14 protein-coding genes are annotated in these 15,521 nt (G+C 71.2%); 4 read left to right on the top strand and 10 right to left on the bottom strand.

Annotated elements, in window-relative coordinates; genetic code table 11:
* Window positions 1–23 precede the first annotated feature (23 nt).
* Genes ACW9TB_RS33280 through ACW9TB_RS33260 form a run of 5 tightly spaced genes read right to left on the bottom strand, consistent with a single transcriptional unit; the run spans window position 24 to window position 4,778 of the window.
* Window positions 24–1,805 (bottom strand): nickel-dependent hydrogenase large subunit, encoded by a 1,782-nt coding sequence (locus ACW9TB_RS33280; RefSeq protein WP_472752069.1) that lies wholly within the window; start codon window positions 1,803–1,805, stop codon window positions 24–26.
* 1 nt (window position 1,806) lies between these two features.
* Window positions 1,807–2,883, bottom strand: a complete 1,077-nt coding sequence (locus tag ACW9TB_RS33275) for an NADH-quinone oxidoreductase subunit B family protein (RefSeq protein WP_472752068.1) — start codon at window positions 2,881–2,883, stop codon at window positions 1,807–1,809.
* Window positions 2,884–2,942: 59 nt separating this feature from the next.
* The gene (locus ACW9TB_RS33270; RefSeq protein ID WP_472752067.1) at window positions 2,943–3,677 is read right to left on the bottom strand and encodes a D-sedoheptulose-7-phosphate isomerase; all 735 of its coding nucleotides are present in this window, start codon (window positions 3,675–3,677) and stop codon (window positions 2,943–2,945) included.
* A complete protein-coding gene (locus ACW9TB_RS33265; protein WP_472752066.1) occupies window positions 3,664–3,930 on the bottom strand; it encodes a HypC/HybG/HupF family hydrogenase formation chaperone in 267 nt (88 codons plus the stop codon). Before ACW9TB_RS33265 ends, ACW9TB_RS33270 begins: the two co-directional genes overlap by 14 nt.
* The gene (locus ACW9TB_RS33260; RefSeq protein WP_472752065.1) at window positions 3,927–4,778 is read right to left on the bottom strand and encodes a hypothetical protein; all 852 of its coding nucleotides are present in this window, start codon (window positions 4,776–4,778) and stop codon (window positions 3,927–3,929) included. The genes ACW9TB_RS33265 and ACW9TB_RS33260 overlap by 4 nt, the downstream gene beginning before the upstream one ends.
* A gap of 170 nt (window positions 4,779–4,948) precedes the next feature.
* On the opposite strand from ACW9TB_RS33260, the gene hypF reads away from it, so the two are divergent.
* A complete protein-coding gene (gene hypF / locus ACW9TB_RS33255) occupies window positions 4,949–7,420 on the top strand; it encodes a carbamoyltransferase HypF (protein ID WP_472752064.1) in 2,472 nt (823 codons plus the stop codon).
* A gap of 57 nt (window positions 7,421–7,477) precedes the next feature.
* On the opposite strand, the gene ACW9TB_RS33250 is transcribed toward hypF, so the two are convergent.
* From ACW9TB_RS33250 to ACW9TB_RS33240, 3 genes are all read right to left on the bottom strand, one after another.
* A complete protein-coding gene (locus ACW9TB_RS33250; RefSeq protein ID WP_472752063.1) occupies window positions 7,478–7,825 on the bottom strand; it encodes a VOC family protein in 348 nt (115 codons plus the stop codon).
* Between the two features lie 74 nt (window positions 7,826–7,899).
* Entirely contained in the window at window positions 7,900–8,706 is an 807-nt protein-coding gene (locus tag ACW9TB_RS33245) for a helix-turn-helix domain-containing protein (protein ID WP_472752062.1), read from the bottom strand.
* 107 nt (window positions 8,707–8,813) lie between these two features.
* Window positions 8,814–10,886 (bottom strand): prolyl oligopeptidase family serine peptidase, encoded by a 2,073-nt coding sequence (locus ACW9TB_RS33240; protein WP_472752061.1) that lies wholly within the window; start codon window positions 10,884–10,886, stop codon window positions 8,814–8,816.
* 318 nt (window positions 10,887–11,204) lie between these two features.
* Between ACW9TB_RS33240 and ACW9TB_RS33235 the strand changes: the two genes are divergently transcribed.
* From ACW9TB_RS33235 to ACW9TB_RS33225, 3 genes are all read left to right on the top strand, one after another.
* On the top strand, window positions 11,205–11,714 hold the full coding sequence (locus ACW9TB_RS33235) for an HNH endonuclease (RefSeq protein ID WP_362900022.1): 510 nt from the start codon (window positions 11,205–11,207) through the stop codon (window positions 11,712–11,714).
* 126 nt (window positions 11,715–11,840) lie between these two features.
* Entirely contained in the window at window positions 11,841–12,662 is an 822-nt protein-coding gene (locus tag ACW9TB_RS33230) for a GNAT family N-acetyltransferase (protein WP_472752060.1), read from the top strand.
* A gap of 70 nt (window positions 12,663–12,732) precedes the next feature.
* Window positions 12,733–12,954 carry an FmdB family zinc ribbon protein gene (locus ACW9TB_RS33225; RefSeq protein WP_472752059.1) on the top strand — a complete coding sequence of 74 codons (222 nt, stop codon included), beginning with the start codon at window positions 12,733–12,735 and terminating at the stop codon, window positions 12,952–12,954.
* Between the two features lie 68 nt (window positions 12,955–13,022).
* On the opposite strand, the gene ACW9TB_RS33220 is transcribed toward ACW9TB_RS33225, so the two are convergent.
* Entirely contained in the window at window positions 13,023–13,505 is a 483-nt protein-coding gene (locus ACW9TB_RS33220; RefSeq protein ID WP_472752058.1) for a helix-turn-helix transcriptional regulator, read from the bottom strand.
* 81 nt (window positions 13,506–13,586) lie between these two features.
* Window positions 13,587–15,425, bottom strand: coding sequence for a dihydroxy-acid dehydratase (gene ilvD / locus ACW9TB_RS33215; protein ID WP_472752057.1), 1,839 nt, complete (start codon window positions 15,423–15,425; stop codon window positions 13,587–13,589).
* Window positions 15,426–15,521 lie beyond the last annotated feature (96 nt).

Genomic DNA, 15,521 nt, shown 5'->3' with positions numbered 1-15,521 from the left:
TCCGGTGCCGGGAAACGGTCGGCTCACGTGGTGTCGAAGGCGTGGGGGGTGTGCACCCTGCGAAGCTCCTCGCCACCACCGAGGTACATGTGCACCCCGCACGGCAGGCACGGATCGAAGCTCCGCACGGTACGCATGATGTCGATGCCCTTGAAGTTCTCTGGCGGGTTCTCCTCGAAGATCGGGGTGTTCTGCACCGCGTCCTCGTACGGTCCCGGCGTGCCGTGCACGTCGCGGACGCTCGCGTTCCAGGGCGTCGGCGGGTACGGGTGGTAGTTGGCGATCTTCCCGTTCCTGATCACCATGTGGTGGGAGAGCACGCCCCGCACGGCCTCGGTGAAGCCGCAGCTGATCGCCTCGTCGGGGACCGTGAACGGCTCCCAGGTCTGGGTCCGGCCCGCCCGCACCTCGGCCAGGCCCCGCTCGACGAAGTAGAGCGCGCACGCCGCCGCGTAGGCCTGGAAGTAGGTGCGGGCCCGGTTGCGCTCCAGGGCGTTGGACAGCGGCTGCCCCTTGAACTCGGGGATCTTCCACTCGAACGTCTTCTCCGGCCTCAGCGCCGTCTTCGGCAGGTTGATCTGCACGCTGTGGCCGGTGGACCGCACGTAGCCGATGTCGACCTTGCCGGACAGCGCCGTCGACCAGAGCCTGGCGATGGGCCCGCCGCCGGTGTCGAGCGCGAGCGCGTCCTCCCCGTCGAACCAGCGGGGCGACATGACCCAGCTGTACTTGTCGCTGAAGTCGCGTTTCTGCGGGTGCGGGATGGTGTGCTGGTTCCACGGATGCCGGATGTCGACCGGGTTGCCCAGCGGGTCGTGGGTGACGAACGGCTCCTGGCCCTGCCAGTCGTCGTAGTAGGAGCTGCCCAGCAGGATCCGGATGCCGAGGTTGATGTCGACCAGGTCGCTGGTGACCAGTCTGCCGTCGACGATCACCCCCGGCGTGACGTACATCTCGCGGCCCCACTGGCTCATGTTCCGGTAGGTGAAGTCGCAGTGCTCGGGGTTCTGGAAGCTTCCCCAGCAGCCGAGCAGCACCCGCCTGCGGCCGACCTCCTCGTAGCCGGGCAGCGCCTGGTAGAAGAAGTCGAACAGGTCGTCGTGCATGGGCACGACCCGCTTCATGAACTCGACGTAGCGCATCAGCCGGGTCAGGTAGTCGGTGAACAGCTGCACCGTCGCGACCGTGCCCACCCCGCCCGGGTAGAGCGTCGAGGGGTGGACGTGCCTGCCCTCCATGAGGCAGAACATCTCGCGGGTGAGACGGCTCACCGCCAGCGCCTCGCGGTAGAACTCGCCCTCCAGCGGGTTCAGCGAGCGCATGATGTCGGCGATGGTCTTGTAGCCGTGGTCGCCCGCGTGCGGCGCCTCGGTGCGCTCGGCCATCGCCAGCACCCCGGGGTTGGTCTCGCGGACCATCTTCTCGCAGTAGTCGACCCCCACCAGGTTCTCCTGGTAGAGGTTGTGGTCGAACATGTACTCGGCGGCCTCGCCGAGGTTGAGGATCCACTCGCCCAGGGCCGGGGGCCGCACCCCGTACGCCATGTTCTGCGCGTAGACCGAGCAGGTGGCGTGGTTGTCGCCGCAGATCCCGCAGATGCGGCTGGTGATGAAGTGGGCGTCGCGCGGGTCCTTGCCCTTCATGAAGATGCTGTAGCCGCGGAAGATCGACGAGGTGCTGTAGCACTCGGCGACCCGCCGGTTCTTGAAGTCGATCTTGCAGTAGATGCCGAGGCTCCCGACGATCCTGGTGATGGGGTCCCAGGCCATCTCCACGAGGTCGGGGTTCTGCTCCGATGTCGTCATGTCAGCTCCAGGGCGCCTTGTAGCCGGTCAGCAGCTCGCGCCCCTTGTGGCGCCACTTCGGTTCCTTGTCGACGGTCCGCAGGGTGATGCCGCGCAGCGCGCGGACGACGGTCCCGTACGCGCCGCTCACCGCCGAGGAGACGTGGGCGCCGGGCGGTTCGTCCATGAAGGGCAGGAACTTGTCGGGGAAGCCCGGCATCGTGCAGGCGATGCAGATTCCCCCGACGTTCGGGCAGCCGCCGATCCCGTTCATCCAGCCGCGCTTGGGGACGTTGCACCGGACGACCGGCCCCCAGCAGCCGATCTTGACCAGGCACTTCGGGGAGCCGTACTCGGTGGCGAACTGGCCCTGCTCGTAGTACCCCGCCCGGTCACACCCCTCGTGGACGGTCTGGGTGAACAGCCACGTCGGGCGCAGCGCCTCGTCCAGCGGGATCATCGGCGCCTGCCCGGCGACCTGGTAGAGCAGGTAGAGGAGCGTCTCGGAGAGGTTGTCCGGCTGCACCGGGCAGCCCGGCACGTTGACGATCGGCAGCCCCGCCTTGGACTTCCAGTCCCAGCCCAGATAGTCGGCGACGCCCATGGCCCCGGTCGGGTTTCCCGCCATGGCGTGGATGCCGCCGTACGCCGAGCAGGTGCCCGCGCACACGATCGCGGTCGCCTTGGGCGCGAGCAGGTCCAGCCACTCGCTGGTCGTCATGGGCTGGCCGGTCTCGGGGTCGTTGCCGAACCCGGACCAGTAGCCCTCCTGCTTGAGCGCCTCGTTCGGGATCGACCCCTCGACGACCAGCACGAACGGGTCCAGCTCGCCACGTTTGGCCTTGAAGAACCACTCGATGAAGACGTCGGCGCCCTGCATCGGCCCGGACTCGAAGTCGATCAGCGGCCAGTGCACGGCCACCTTGGGAAGCCCGGGAAGCGCGCCGAGCACGATGTCCTCGATGCTCGGCTGGGTCGCCGCGGTGAGCGCGACGGAGTCGCCGTCGCAGCTCAGCCCGGCGTTGATCCACAGTATGTGGACGACGGGTTCCTCCCGCTCTGGGGACCCGCTGCTCGCTGTGTCCGTCGGCGCTGCCATGACGCCTCCCACTCCTCATGGATGTCTGTGGACCGTGAAGGGGGGACTGCGCGGATTCCTTACCCGGGGCTGTGCGCCCTCGGTGTCGGTGCGGGCCCGAGCGCGTGCCAGGTGAGTTCCCAGAGGACGTGGTAGAGGGTGGTCTGCGCCTCCTGGATCCGGTGCACCGAGGAGGAGGGGACGACGAACAGGTGGTCCAGGACGCCCAGTTCGGACAGCTCGGACAGCCTGCCGCCCCCGCCCCCGGCCAGCCCGACGGTGAGCATGCCCCGGTGGGCCGCCTCCTCGAACGCCCGGACGACGTTGGCCGACCCGCCGCTCGTGGACAGGCCGACGGCGATGTCCCCCGGACGGCCCAGCGCGGCGAGCTGCCTGGAGAAGACGACCTCGAAGCCGACGTCGTTGGAGAGCGCGGTGACCACGGCGACGTCGCCGGTCAGGCAGAGGGCGGGCAGGGCCGGGCCTCGGCGGGGGTGCAGGAAGGCGCTGGCGAGCTCCTGGGCGTCGGTGCTGCTCCCGCCGTTGCCGAAGCTGAACAGCCGCCCGCCCGTGGCGAACCGTGCGGCCATCTCCCCGGCGCACGCCGCCAGCTCCGCCGCCGACTCCGCACCCATCCGCCCGCGCAGCCGTACGATCTCGCCGGTCTTCTCCACGGCCGACCGTACGGCCTCCGCTTCCACCTCTTCCGTCGTGGAACCGGACCGGCCGGGGTGGTCGGTGGGCTCGTCGTTGTCGTACAGGAAGGGGTACAGGCCGCGTATGCCCTCCGCGGGCGTTCCGTCAAGCGCGCTCATCGCCGTCCCTCCCCCCTTCTCCGCCGTCTTTTTCGCCGCTTCCGTGCGCGATCACGGCGATGGCCTCCCTGGCGTGGACGAGGACGGTGTCGCCCACCGCCGGGTCGACCAGTGCCACGCTCACCTCTTCGAGGACCCCGCCCGCGTCGACGATCGCCAGCTCTCCCTCCAGCAGCCTGACCACGCTCATCGGCAGCGCCTGGTCTGAGCAGGTGACGCAGACACCATCGGTGCGGTCCTCGGGCCCGTTCACCGGCCCGCCCTCCGCGCGGGCGGGCCGAGCCGGTCGAGGAACACGTGGACCAGCTCCCACAGCAGGTGATAGGCGGTGACGTGGATCTCCTTGATCACGGCGGGGTCATCGGACGCGGCGACCAGGACATGGTCGGCCACGGTGTGTTCGGTCAACGTGCGCTTGGTCGAGGTGCGGTCGGCCGTGGCGCGGTCGGTCAAGGTGCGGTCGGTCAGTGTGCGTTCGGTAGAGGCGTGCCCGGTCGAGGTGTGCTGGCCGGTCGCCGCACCGTCCGAGGTGCCGCTTCCGCTCCCGTGGTCCCCGGCGCCGATCAGGGCGATGGTCAGCAGGCCCAGTTTCCCGGCGGCCTCCAGACCTCGCGGGACGCTTGGACACCGGCCGTCGCGGGAGATCCCCAGGGCCGTGTCGGCGGGGTCCGCCCAGTGGCGTACCTGGTGGGCGAAGACCTCGTCGCTCCCGCCGCTGAACCCGCCGACCCCGATCCTTTGGCCGCCCTCGTCGCTCAGCCCGTTCAGCCCGCTCAGCTCGTTCAGCCCACCGGCCGTCGTGGCGTCGGCGCTCAGCGCCACCGCGGGGAGGGCCCTCTTGCCCACGATGACCGGGTGCATGAACTCGACCGCGATGTGCGCGGCGTCCGTGCCCGCGTCACCGAACACGATCAGCTTGCCGCCGAGGTGGAACCTGGCGGCCATGGCCCGAGCGGCACACGCGACGCGTCCCACGTCACCCGCCAGGGCGCGCCCGGCGTGGTCCCGTCGCGCGAAGGCCGCGACGACCGCCGCCTCCGCGACCGGTATGACGGCCGGTGGCGAAAGAGGCGCTGTTTGCGTACTCGGTGTGCCAGGCATGTCGACGCTCCGTATTTTTCACGGTAGTCGCCACATTACGATTTGCCGTTTCAGGCCCGACACCCCCGCCTCGACAACCAACGGCAAAGCTCTGATCATCGACGTAACCTTCCCGTCCAGATCATGCGAGCCCCCGAGGCATTCCCGCCGGGCGCGGGAAGGATGGCGGGATGGGCACGGGACGGGCGCGGGCACTGATCCGGGTCAGGATCAGGGTCGAGGGAATCGTGCAGGGGGTGGGATTCCGCCCCCACGTCCACTCCCTCGCCCGGCGTTTGAGGCTGTCCGGCTGGGTGGGCAACGACGGCCGGGGCGTGTTCATCGAGGCCGAGGGGGACCCCGGCGACGTCGCGCGCTTCCGGGAGGGCCTGCGGGACCAGGCCCCGCCGCTGGCGGCGATCCACCGCGTGACGGCCACCGCGATACCGGTACGCGGGGACCTGGGGTTCCGCATCGCGGCCAGCCGAGGAGGGAACCACGGCGTCACCCTCGTCTCACCCGATGTCGCGACATGTGATGACTGCCTGGCCGAGCTGTTCGACCCCGCCGACCGGCGCCACCGCCATCCCTTCGTCACCTGCACCAACTGCGGGCCGAGGTTCACCATCATCCGGGACGTCCCCTACGACCGGCCCGCCACCACGATGGCCGGGTTCGCCATGTGCGGGGAGTGCGAGAGGGAGTATCTCGACCCGTCGGACCGCAGGTTCCACGCCCAGCCGATCTGCTGCCCGGCCTGCGGCCCGGTCCTCCGTCTGCTGGACGGCGGCCTTCGCGACAGGGAGTCGCACGCTTACGACCCGGACGGCGACCTTCGCGACGGGGACCCGCACGTTCACGCCCCGGAGGGCAGTCGTCCCGGTGACGGCCCTCGCGGCGGGGATCCGCATATCCACGATCATGCCCACGGTCCAGGCTCCGGTCGTCCCGGTGACAGCCTGGGCGGCGGAGCCGATCCGATCGTCGCGGCGGTGGAGGTGCTGCGGGCGGGTGGCGTCCTGGCCGTCAAGGGGCTCGGCGGGTATCACCTGGCGGTCGACGCCACCGACGAGGAGGCCACCCGGACCCTGCGCTCCCGCAAGCACCGCGAGGACAGGCCGTTCGCGATCATGGTCCCCGACCTGCGTGCCGCGCGGGCGCTGTGCGAGCTGGACGCCGAGGGCGAGCGGCTGCTCACCGGCCCCCAGCGCCCGATCGTGCTGCTGCCCCGCCGCCCCGGCGCCGAGGTGGCCGGAGCCGTCGCGCCGGGCGACCGCCGCCTCGGCCTCATGCTGCCGTACACGCCGGTCCACCACCTGCTCGCCGCCGAACTCGCCCGCCCGTACGTGCTCACCAGCGGGAACCTCTCCGACGAGCCCATCGCCTACCGCGACGGCGACGCGCTCACCCGGCTCGCCGGGGTCGCGGACGCCTTCCTGACCCACGACCGGCCGATCCACATCCGTGCCGACGACTCCGTGTTCCTCGTCACGCGGGGGAGGGCGCTGCCGCTGCGCAGATCCCGGGGGTACGCCCCGGAGCCCCTGCGGCTCTCACCGCCCGCCCGGCGGGCCGTCCTCGCCTGCGGCGCCGAGCTGAAAAGCACGTTCTGCCTCGTCAGGCAGGGGCACGCCTTCCTCTCCCACCACATCGGCGACCTGGAGAACTACGAGACGCTGCGCTCCTTCACCGAGGGGATCGAACACCTCGGGCGCCTGCTCGGCATCACCCCGAGGCTCGTCGCCCACGACCTCCACCCCGAGTACCTGTCCACCAAGTACGCCCTCGACCTGGAGGAGCCGGGATCGGTGGACCTGACCGGTGTCCAGCACCACCACGCGCACATCGCCTCCTGCCTGGCCGACAACGGGGAGAGCGGCCCGGTCATCGGGGTGGCCTTCGACGGCCTCGGCTACGGCACCGACGGCACCATCTGGGGCGGCGAGTTCCTGGTGGCCGACCTGGTGGGCTTCACCCGCGCCGGGCGCCTGGCGCCGGTGCCGATGCCCGGCGGCACCGCGGCGATCAGACAACCCTGGCGGATGGCTGCCGCGCACCTGCACGCGGCGTACGGTGACGCGCTTCCCGAGGACCTGCCAGTCAGGGTCCGCCACGGCCGGAGCTGGGACGAGGTGGTCGCGGTGGCCGGGTCCGGCACGAACTCCCCCCTCACCTCCAGCGCCGGGCGCCTGTTCGACGCGGTGGCGGCGATCCTCGGGCTCCGCGACACCGCCGGATACGAGGGGCAGGCCGCGATCGCCCTGGAGCAGTGCGCCGACCCGGTGGAGAGGGGCGCCTACCAGGCCCGGATCTCCGACGAGGGGCCGCTCGTGACGATCCGGGCCGAGGACCTCGTCCGGGCGGTCGTCGAGGACACCCGCGCCGGGGCGGCTCCGGCGCTCGTCGCGGCCCGCTTCCACAACGGGCTCGCCGCCGCCACCGCCCGGGTGTGCGCGCGGCTGCGCGAGGACACCAGCCTCGGCACGGTCGCCCTGTCGGGCGGGGTCTTCCAGAACCGGCTGCTGCTGGACGGCCTCACCGCTGCCCTCCGGCTCCGGGGCCTGCGGGTCCTGACCCACCGCGCCGTCCCCCCGAACGACGGCGGCGTCAGCTTCGGCCAGGCCGCCGTCGCCTCGGCCCGCGACGCCCTCGGCCTCCCCTGAACCGGCACGCCGCCACTTCGGGACCGCCACACCGGAATCACCGCGAGGTCCGCCGTCTCAGGGCCGGTACGTGCCGAAGTACCAGTCGTTGCCCTCCGGATCCTTGCAGGCGTACTCGCGCGAGCCGTAGTCCTGGTCGGTCAGCTTCATGGTGATCTCCGCCCCGGCCGCCACGGCCCTGGCGTGGTGGGCGTCGGGGTCGTCCACGGCGACGTAGACTCCCTGCCCGCCCGGCTCGCCCGTACCGGTCATGATCATTCCGGTGCCGACGATCAGCTCACCGTGGCCGACGCCCCCGTCGGGGGTCATGGTGAGCTCGTGGACCTCGAAACCGAACGCCTGGACCAGCCAGTCGACGGCCTTGGCCGCCTCGCGGTAACGGACCAGTGGATACACCGTTCGCATGTTCTCTCCTCCCGTGCTGTGACCACCACGGTGTCACCGGCGGGAGCGGCGGGGCTTGGAAAAATCTGACCTGATCACCCGGTGACACGCGGGGGCGACGCCAGCTCGCGGGGGGTGGCGCCCGCCATGGCCCTGAAGTCGCGGTTCATGTGGGCCTGGTCGTAGTAGCCGCAGACGGCGGCGGTGTCGGCCAGGGACATGCCGGACCTCAGGCGGCCGGTGGCGTGCTCGAAGCGCAGCACCCTCGCCGCGGCCTTCGGCGCCAGCCCGATCTGGTCGTGGAAGCGGGAGACCAGGTGCCGGTGGCTCCACCCCAGCTCGGCGGCGATCGAGGCCACGGACACCGTGCCGTGGGTGGCGACCAGGCGCCGCCACGCCCAGCGGACGCGGCGGTCGGGCATCGGCGCCCGGTCGATGCGCCCGCTGAGCGCCTCGTCCAGCAGGGCGATCCTGACGGCCTCGCCGGGAGCCTCCGCCAGCCGCTCGACCGTGGCCGTGGCCCAGCCCCCGAGCACCTCCTCCAGCGAGACGATCCGGTTGGTCAGCTCCCGCATGGGCACCCCGAGCAGCCGCCTGGCCCCGAGCGGCGTGAGATTGACCTGCACCCCCTCGGCGATCCCGGCCGTGGTGGTGTCGACGTAGGTGTCGTGCAGGCCACCGGCGAACGAGGCCAGCCGCCGGGACCCCTCGGGGCCGCTCAGCGCGAGCGGCGTGCCGAACCCGAAGATCATGACGACCCCGGCGAACGGCGGCTGCCGCCGGAGCACGGGATCGGCGTGACGCTCGGTGTAGGCCGACAGGTGCGTGACGTAGGGCCGCAGGAAGGCCCCCGGCTCGCTCTCCGTGAAGGTCAGGCCCTCGGTCACCACCGCGTCATCCACGCCCCGACCATAGCCGCCGCCCCCGACAGTCCGGCCGCCGAGGGGGCGCGCCCGGACTCCCGGACGCGCCCTTCCCGGCGGCCAACGACCCTCAGGCCCTCAGGTCCTTATGAGGTCAGCCCGGTGTGGTAGGCGAGGAAGGTGAGCTGGTCGGCGGCCAGCTCGACGGTCTTGCTCACCGCGCGGGCCCCGTGACCGGCCTCGGCCTCGTTGCGGAGCAGGATCGGCCGGTCCGAGGCCTGGGCGTGCTGCAGGGCGGCGCACATCTTCCAGGCGTGCAGCGGATGGACCCGGGTGTCGGACTGGAAGACGGTGAACAGCGTCGCCGGGTAGGACACGTCCTCCCGCACGTGGTGGTACGGGGAGTAGGAGTGCAGCCAGGCGAACTCGTCGGGCTTCTCGGCGGAGCCGTACTCGACGTTCCAGGTCGCGCCCAGGCCGAACAGCTCGTAGCGGATCATGTCGAGCAGCGGCGCCGAGCAGACCACCGCGGCGTACAGCTCGGGGCGCTGGGTGAGGGCCGCTCCGACCAGCAGGCCGCCGTTCGAACCACCGGAGATGGCCAGCTGCGAGGACGTGGTCACTCCGGTGGCGACCAGGTGCTCGGCCGCCGCGTGCAGGTCGTCGAACACGTTCTGCTTGTTGGCGAGCATCCCGGCCCTGTGCCACTCCTCGCCCTGCTCGCCGCCGCCGCGCAGCTGGGCGATGGCGTACGTGCCGCCCGCCTCGACCCAGCTCAGGATGGACGCCGAGTAGCCGGGGGTCATCGAGATGCCGAAGCCGCCGTAGCCGTACAGGACGGTGGGGCGCGGGCCCTCGACGCCGGGAGGGGAGATCACCAGCATGTGGACCTCGCTGCCGTCGGCCGAGCGGTAGGTCACCTGCCGGGTGTCGACGGCGGGCACCTCGACGGCGCCGGGGGAGGCCGCCCAGAGCGTCGTCTCGCCGGTGCGGGCGTCGTAGCGCTGGATGCTCGGCGGCGTGGTGTTGTCGGTGTAGCCGAACCAGGCCTCGTGGCCGCCCTCGGGGCGCTCGCTGATGCCGCCGATGGTGCCCAGCCCGGGGGTGGGCACCTCGCCGACGCGCTCGCCGGTGACCAGGTCGTGGACCGAGATCTCGCTGATCGCGTGGCGGGTCCAGCCGACGAGCATGACCGGCCGGTCGAGGTCGTCGAGGATCGCGAAGTCCGACAGCACGGCCTCGGGGTCCTGCGGGATCAGGTCGCGCCAGGTCTCGAACCGAGGGTCGGACGGGTCGGTCACGCAGACGCGGGCGCGCGGGGCGTCCCGGTCGGTGAAGACGTACAGGCGGCCGTCGCGGCCGAAGTGCAGGGCGCTCTGGGCGTCGACGCCCTCCTGGACGACGACCAGGTCGGGCGAGGAGGGGGAGGACGCCTTCAGGTCGGCCACCCACAGGTCGTTGCGCGGCGCCGTACCCCTGGAGGCGGAGATCTGCAGCCAGCGGCCGTCGCGGGAGACCGCCACGCCGTAGTAGTTGGTCTTCTCCAGGCCCTCACCGAAGATCAGGATGTCCTCCGCGGTGGAGGTGCCGATCCGGTGCAGGTAGACCCGGCGGTGGTACTGCTCCTCCCCCTCGGGCACCTCGGTGGCGGGCAGTCTGCGCACGTAGTAGAAGGCCTCGCCGCCCGGCAGCCACGCCACGGGGGAGTAGCGGCAGCGGTCGATCGGCCCCTCGATCCGGTCGCCGTAGGCGATGTCCATCAGGTAAAGGCTCGACTCCTCGTCGCCGCCCACCGAGACCTGGTAGGCGAGCAGGCGGCCCTCCTTGTCGGGCTGCCAGGAGTCGAGGGTGGTCAGCCCGGTCGGGTCGAGCGTCATCGGGTCGAGCAGCGCCCGCTCGGCGCCGCCGGGGTCCACGGTGTAGAGGACGGCGTGCTCCTGCCCGGGGGTGCGCCGCATGAAGAACCGCCGCTCCCCGCGCCACGTCGGCGCGCCGATCGACCCCGATCCGAGCAGCTCGGCGATGCGGGCGCTGAAGCCCTCACGCCCCGGAAGGGCGTCCAGCCCGGTCTCCAGCAGTCTCTCCTGCCCCACCAGCCAGTCCTTCGTGGCCGGGTCGTTCGGGTCCTCAAGCCAGCGATAGGGGTCGGGAACAGGCACACCGTGGAGCTCGTCGACGAGCTCAAGACGGCTGGCTGGAGGGTATGGCTGTCGCGTCATGGCTGGAACCCTACGACCTCGGGGCCGCGCGACGCGGCCATTGCGCGGGCGGCGTATCTGATCTGCGGCAGGAGGAGTTAAGAACTGGTAATGCGGGCATAAAACGTATCAGGTGTCTCTCCAGTCATTTATGGGTGGCGAGAACTACGTTGCAGCAGCCAAACTTGGTGAAGGACGGTGCCGTGGTGAGCATCCGCTGGGCCGTCCGGCGGAGGTCCTCGTGACGGAAGCGCCCGGGCCCCAGGAGGGGCCGCCAGCCGGGGCACGCAGTGGCGTGCCCCCTCGATTGACGCGTCGTGCGGCGGGAGAGGCCCGCTGATGCGCCAGGTCCTGCTCTTGAACGCCACCTACGAACCCCTGACCACCCTCTCCCTGCACCGGGCCGTCGTGCTCGTGCTCAGGGAGAAGGCGGACGTCGTGCACCGTGACGGGCGGGGCGCCGTGTTCCGCTCGGCGAGCCGTACGCTCGACGTCCCCTCGGTGATCAGGCTTCGCAGATATGTCCGGATCCCATACCGGTCGCGGATCCCGCTGACCCGAACCGCGCTGATGCGCCGGGACGACTACCGGTGCGCCTACTGCGGCCAGCGGGCCGAGACCATCGACCACGTCATCCCGCGCTCGCGAGGCGGCCCCCACACGTGGGAGAACTGCGTCGCGTCGTGCACGACGTGCAACCACCGCAAGGCCGACCGCATGCTGGAGGAGCTGGGGTGGACGCTCAACGTCGCCCCGGTGGTGCCACGCGGCGTCCACTGGCGGTTGATCGGCGCGCACGTCGTCGGCGACCCGCAGTGGGCGCCCTACCTCGCGGAGAGCGCGGCCTGAGGGCTGGTGTCCGGTGACGGAGCCGCCGTGGTCACCTGACGGAACGCGGCCACGGCGGCTCCGTCATGCCCGCGCGCCGGGCCCTGTCCACTGGCACAGAAGATCTCTGATCGGCACAATCACCTCATGACATGGATCTTCACCTCCGACGCCGAGGCGTACACGGGTGTGGCGGAGCCGTGGCTGCTGCGGGATCCGGTCCGCAACACCGTCCCCCTCACGGTCCTGCGTGCCATCCGCAACGGCCTGTGGGGCGACGACGCGCTGCTGGGGCGGCTGGAGCGCGACGGCCGGGTGGTGGCGACGGCCATCCAGACGCCTCCCCACGCCCTCCTGCTTCCCGAGATCCCCGCCGACACCGTGCCGGAGCTCGCCACCCGCCTGATCGAGAACGAGAGGGCGATCTCCGGCGTGAACGGGCCGCTCCCGCTGGCCGAGGCGTTCGCCGCCTCCTGGTGGCGGCCCGAGGCCGGGCGCCGCGCCGAGCGCCTCTACCGGCTCGGCGCGCTCGTCTCCCCGGTGCCCGGCGCGGACGGGGCCTCCCGCGTCGCCGTCGCCGCCGATCTCGACCTCCTGGTCCGGTGGAGCGAGGAGTTCCAGGCCGAGGCGGAGGGCGTCGGCCACGTCGACCTGACCGCGCTGGTGGCCAGCAGGATCGCCAGGCGGGAGCTGATCGTGTGGGAGGCGGGCGGGCGGCCCGTCGCGTTCGCCGGGGCCTCCTCGCCCATCGGGGAGATGTCCAGGGTCGGCCCGGTCTACACGCCCCCGGAGTTTCGCGGGAAGGGCTACGGCAGCGCGGTCTCCCACGCGGTGAGCGCCAAGGTACGGGCCGAGGGGGCCCGCGAGGTGCTGCTCTTCACCGATCTGTCCAACCCCACGTCCAACGCGATCTATCAGACGATCGGCTACCGGCCGGTGAGCGACTACGTCTCCATCACCTTCGCGTGACCTCCCCGCCCGCAGACGGGCGGGCGCGTACCCGGTGAGCGATCCTGGCAACCTGGGTAACCTTGGGGTCATGCCCCGATACGACTTCCGCTGCCGCGCCTGCGGGTCCACCTTCGAGATCTCCCGCCCGATGGCCCGCTCCGGCGATCCGGCGCTCTGCCCCGACGGCCACGACGACACCGTCAAACTGCTCTCCACGGTCGCCGTGACCGGCGGCTCCGCGGGCTCCTCCGCCGCCTCACAGCCCTCCGGCGGTGGCGGTGGGTGCTGCGGCGGAGGCTGCTGCGGCTAGACCCGCCCCGTACCTGTCACCCGGGCCGGCTCGCGCCGCCGGGTGACAGCTTCGGCGAGTCCGACCGGCTAGGCGGCGCGCTTGCCCTGGAAGGGCAGGAACGCCTCGGCCCGGTGCGGGCGGGCCGGTACGAAGGTGGGCTCGGTGGCGATGATCCGGTCGAACCGGAACGCCCTGATCGCGCCGCGCAGGCGGCACATTCCGACGAGATACCAGTATTCGCGGTGGACCATGCAGGTCACCGGGTCGACGTCGCGGACGGTGACCCGCCCGGAGACGTCCTGGTAGTGGAGGCGGATGACGAGGTTCGAGGTGATGGCGTTGGCGATCGTCCGGGCCCGGTCGGCGATCTGGGGGGACATCGGCTCGGTGAGGGTCGCCAGGGTGGTGGCGACGATGTCGTCGTCGAGCTCCATCTGCTCGAAGGCGTGGCGCAGGCCGCTGCGGGCGGCGTTGGCCTGCGGACCCGACCCCAGATGCGCCATCGACAGGGCGAGGGCGGCGATCTCGGCGGTCGTCAGCGGGGCGGTGAGCTTCATGACATCAGCCATACCCTGATAATACGGCTGAGTACCGACATTTTTTCGAACTTCCTGTCGGGTAAGGCATCTCTACCCGACAGGAAGCCCAGGTCAGCGGGACAGCTGCGACAGGTCGCGCGAGGCGCCGGTGGAGGCGGAGGTCGTGAGCGCGGCGTACGCCTGGAGCGCGGCGCTCACCTGACGCTGGCGGTCGCGCGGCCGGTAGCCGCCCAGGTCGGTGAGGAGCCTCTCGCGGCGGGCGGCCAGCTCCTCCTCGGCGACCTTCAGCTCGATCGAACGGCCCGGGATGTCGATCGCGACGAGGTCGCCGTCCTCGACGAGGGCGATGGTGCCGCCCTCGGCCGCCTCGGGGGAGGCGTGGCCGATGGACAGCCCGCTCGTGCCGCCGGAGAAGCGGCCGTCGGTGACCAGCGCGCAGTCCTTGCCCAGCCCCTTGCCCTTGAGGAACGAGGTGGGGTAGAGCATCTCCTGCATGCCGGGCCCGCCCTTCGGCCCCTCGTAGCGGATCACCACGACGTCACCGGCCTTGACCCTGTTGTTGAGGATGCCCTCGACCGCGTCGTCCTGCGACTCGAAGACCACGGCCGGGCCCTCGAATTTCCAGATCGACTCGTCGACCCCGGCGGTCTTGACGATGCAGCCCTCGGTGGCGATGTTGCCGTACAGGACGGCCAGGCCGCCGTCGCGGGTGTAGGCGTGCTCGGCGTCGCGGACACAGCCCTCGGACCGGTCGAGGTCCAGCTCCTCCCAGCGGGCGCCCTGGGAGAAGGGCTTCACGGTACGGACGTTGCCGGGGGCCGCGTGCCACAGCTCCAGCGCCTCGGGCAGCACCCGCGGCGACTGAGGGTCCCAGCCGTCGAGGTAGTCGCCCAGGGTGCCGCCGTTGACGGTGTACGCGTCGCGGTGGAGCAGTCCGGCCCGGTCGAGCTCGCCCAGGATCGCCGGGATGCCGCCCGCGCGGTGGACGTCCTCGACGTGGTACTTCGCCGTGGCGGGGGCGACCTTGCACAGGCAGGGCACCCGCAGTGAGATCTCGTTGATCTCCTTCAGCCCGAAGTCGACCCTCGCCTCGCGGGCCGCGGCCAGGATGTGCAGGATCGTGTTGGTCGAGCCGCCCATCGCCACGTCCAGCGCCATGGCGTTCTCGAACGCGTCCTTGGTCGCGATGGCGCGCGGCAGGACCGTCTCGTCGTCCTGCTCGTAGTAGCGGCGGGTGATCTCCACCAGCTGGCGCCCGGCGTCCTCGAACAGCTTCCTGCGCGCCCTGTGGGTGGCCAGGATCGTGCCGTTGCCGGGGAGCGCGAGGCCGATGGCCTCGGCCAGGCAGTTCATCGAGTTGGCGGTGAACATCCCGCTGCACGAACCGCAGGTCGGGCAGGCGTTCTCCTCCATCTCCAGCAGCTCGGCGTCGGAGACGGCGTCGTTGGCGGCGGCGATCATCGGGTCGATCAGGTCGAGCTTGCCGTTGGGGGTCTTGCCCGCCTCCATCGGCCCGCCGGAGACGAAGACCGTGGGGATGTTGAGCCTGAACGCGGCGAGCAGCATGCCCGGGGTGATCTTGTCGCAGTTGGAGACGCAGATCATCGCGTCGGCGCAGTGCGCGTTGACCATGTACTCGACCGCGTCCGCGATCAGCTCCCGGCTGGGCAGCGAGTAGAGCATGCCGCCGTGGCCCATCGCGATGCCGTCGTCGACCGCGATCGTGTTGAACTCACGCGGGATCGCGCCCGCCTCGCGGATCGCGCCGGCGACGACGTCACCGACCTCGCGGAGATGGACGTGCCCGGGGACGAACTGGGTGAAGCTGTTGGCCACGGCGATGATCGGTTTCCCGAAGTCCTCACCGGCCACACCCGTCGCCCGGAGCAGGGCCCGGGCCCCGGCCATGTTCCTGCCGTGAGTGACCGTACGAGACCTGAGGGCGGGCATGAGGCTTCTCCCATCATCGAAACCGTGTCTACAAATGGTACGGCTACCGCCCGGTGCGTGAGACGCCTGTCCATGCCGCGAGACATCCGGCTTCCG

It is taken from the genome of Streptosporangium sp. H13245 (assembly GCF_055690525.1).
This window is presented reverse-complemented; position numbering and strand designations above follow the sequence as displayed.

Coding starts and splice junctions, on each gene's coding strand:
- ACW9TB_RS33280 (WP_472752069.1), bottom strand. CDS start 1,805: ATGACGACATCGGAGCAGAACCCCGACCTCGTGGAGATGGCCTGGGAC.
- ACW9TB_RS33275 (WP_472752068.1), bottom strand. CDS start 2,883: ATGGCAGCGCCGACGGACACAGCGAGCAGCGGGTCCCCAGAGCGGGAG.
- ACW9TB_RS33270 (WP_472752067.1), bottom strand. CDS start 3,677: ATGAGCGCGCTTGACGGAACGCCCGCGGAGGGCATACGCGGCCTGTAC.
- ACW9TB_RS33260 (WP_472752065.1), bottom strand. CDS start 4,778: ATGCCTGGCACACCGAGTACGCAAACAGCGCCTCTTTCGCCACCGGCC.
- hypF (WP_472752064.1), top strand. CDS start 4,949: ATGGGCACGGGACGGGCGCGGGCACTGATCCGGGTCAGGATCAGGGTC.
- ACW9TB_RS33250 (WP_472752063.1), bottom strand. CDS start 7,825: ATGCGAACGGTGTATCCACTGGTCCGTTACCGCGAGGCGGCCAAGGCC.
- ACW9TB_RS33240 (WP_472752061.1), bottom strand. CDS start 10,886: ATGACGCGACAGCCATACCCTCCAGCCAGCCGTCTTGAGCTCGTCGAC.
- ACW9TB_RS33235 (WP_362900022.1), top strand. CDS start 11,205: ATGCGCCAGGTCCTGCTCTTGAACGCCACCTACGAACCCCTGACCACC.
- ACW9TB_RS33230 (WP_472752060.1), top strand. CDS start 11,841: ATGACATGGATCTTCACCTCCGACGCCGAGGCGTACACGGGTGTGGCG.
- ACW9TB_RS33225 (WP_472752059.1), top strand. CDS start 12,733: ATGCCCCGATACGACTTCCGCTGCCGCGCCTGCGGGTCCACCTTCGAG.
- ACW9TB_RS33220 (WP_472752058.1), bottom strand. CDS start 13,505: ATGGCTGATGTCATGAAGCTCACCGCCCCGCTGACGACCGCCGAGATC.
- ilvD (WP_472752057.1), bottom strand. CDS start 15,425: ATGCCCGCCCTCAGGTCTCGTACGGTCACTCACGGCAGGAACATGGCC.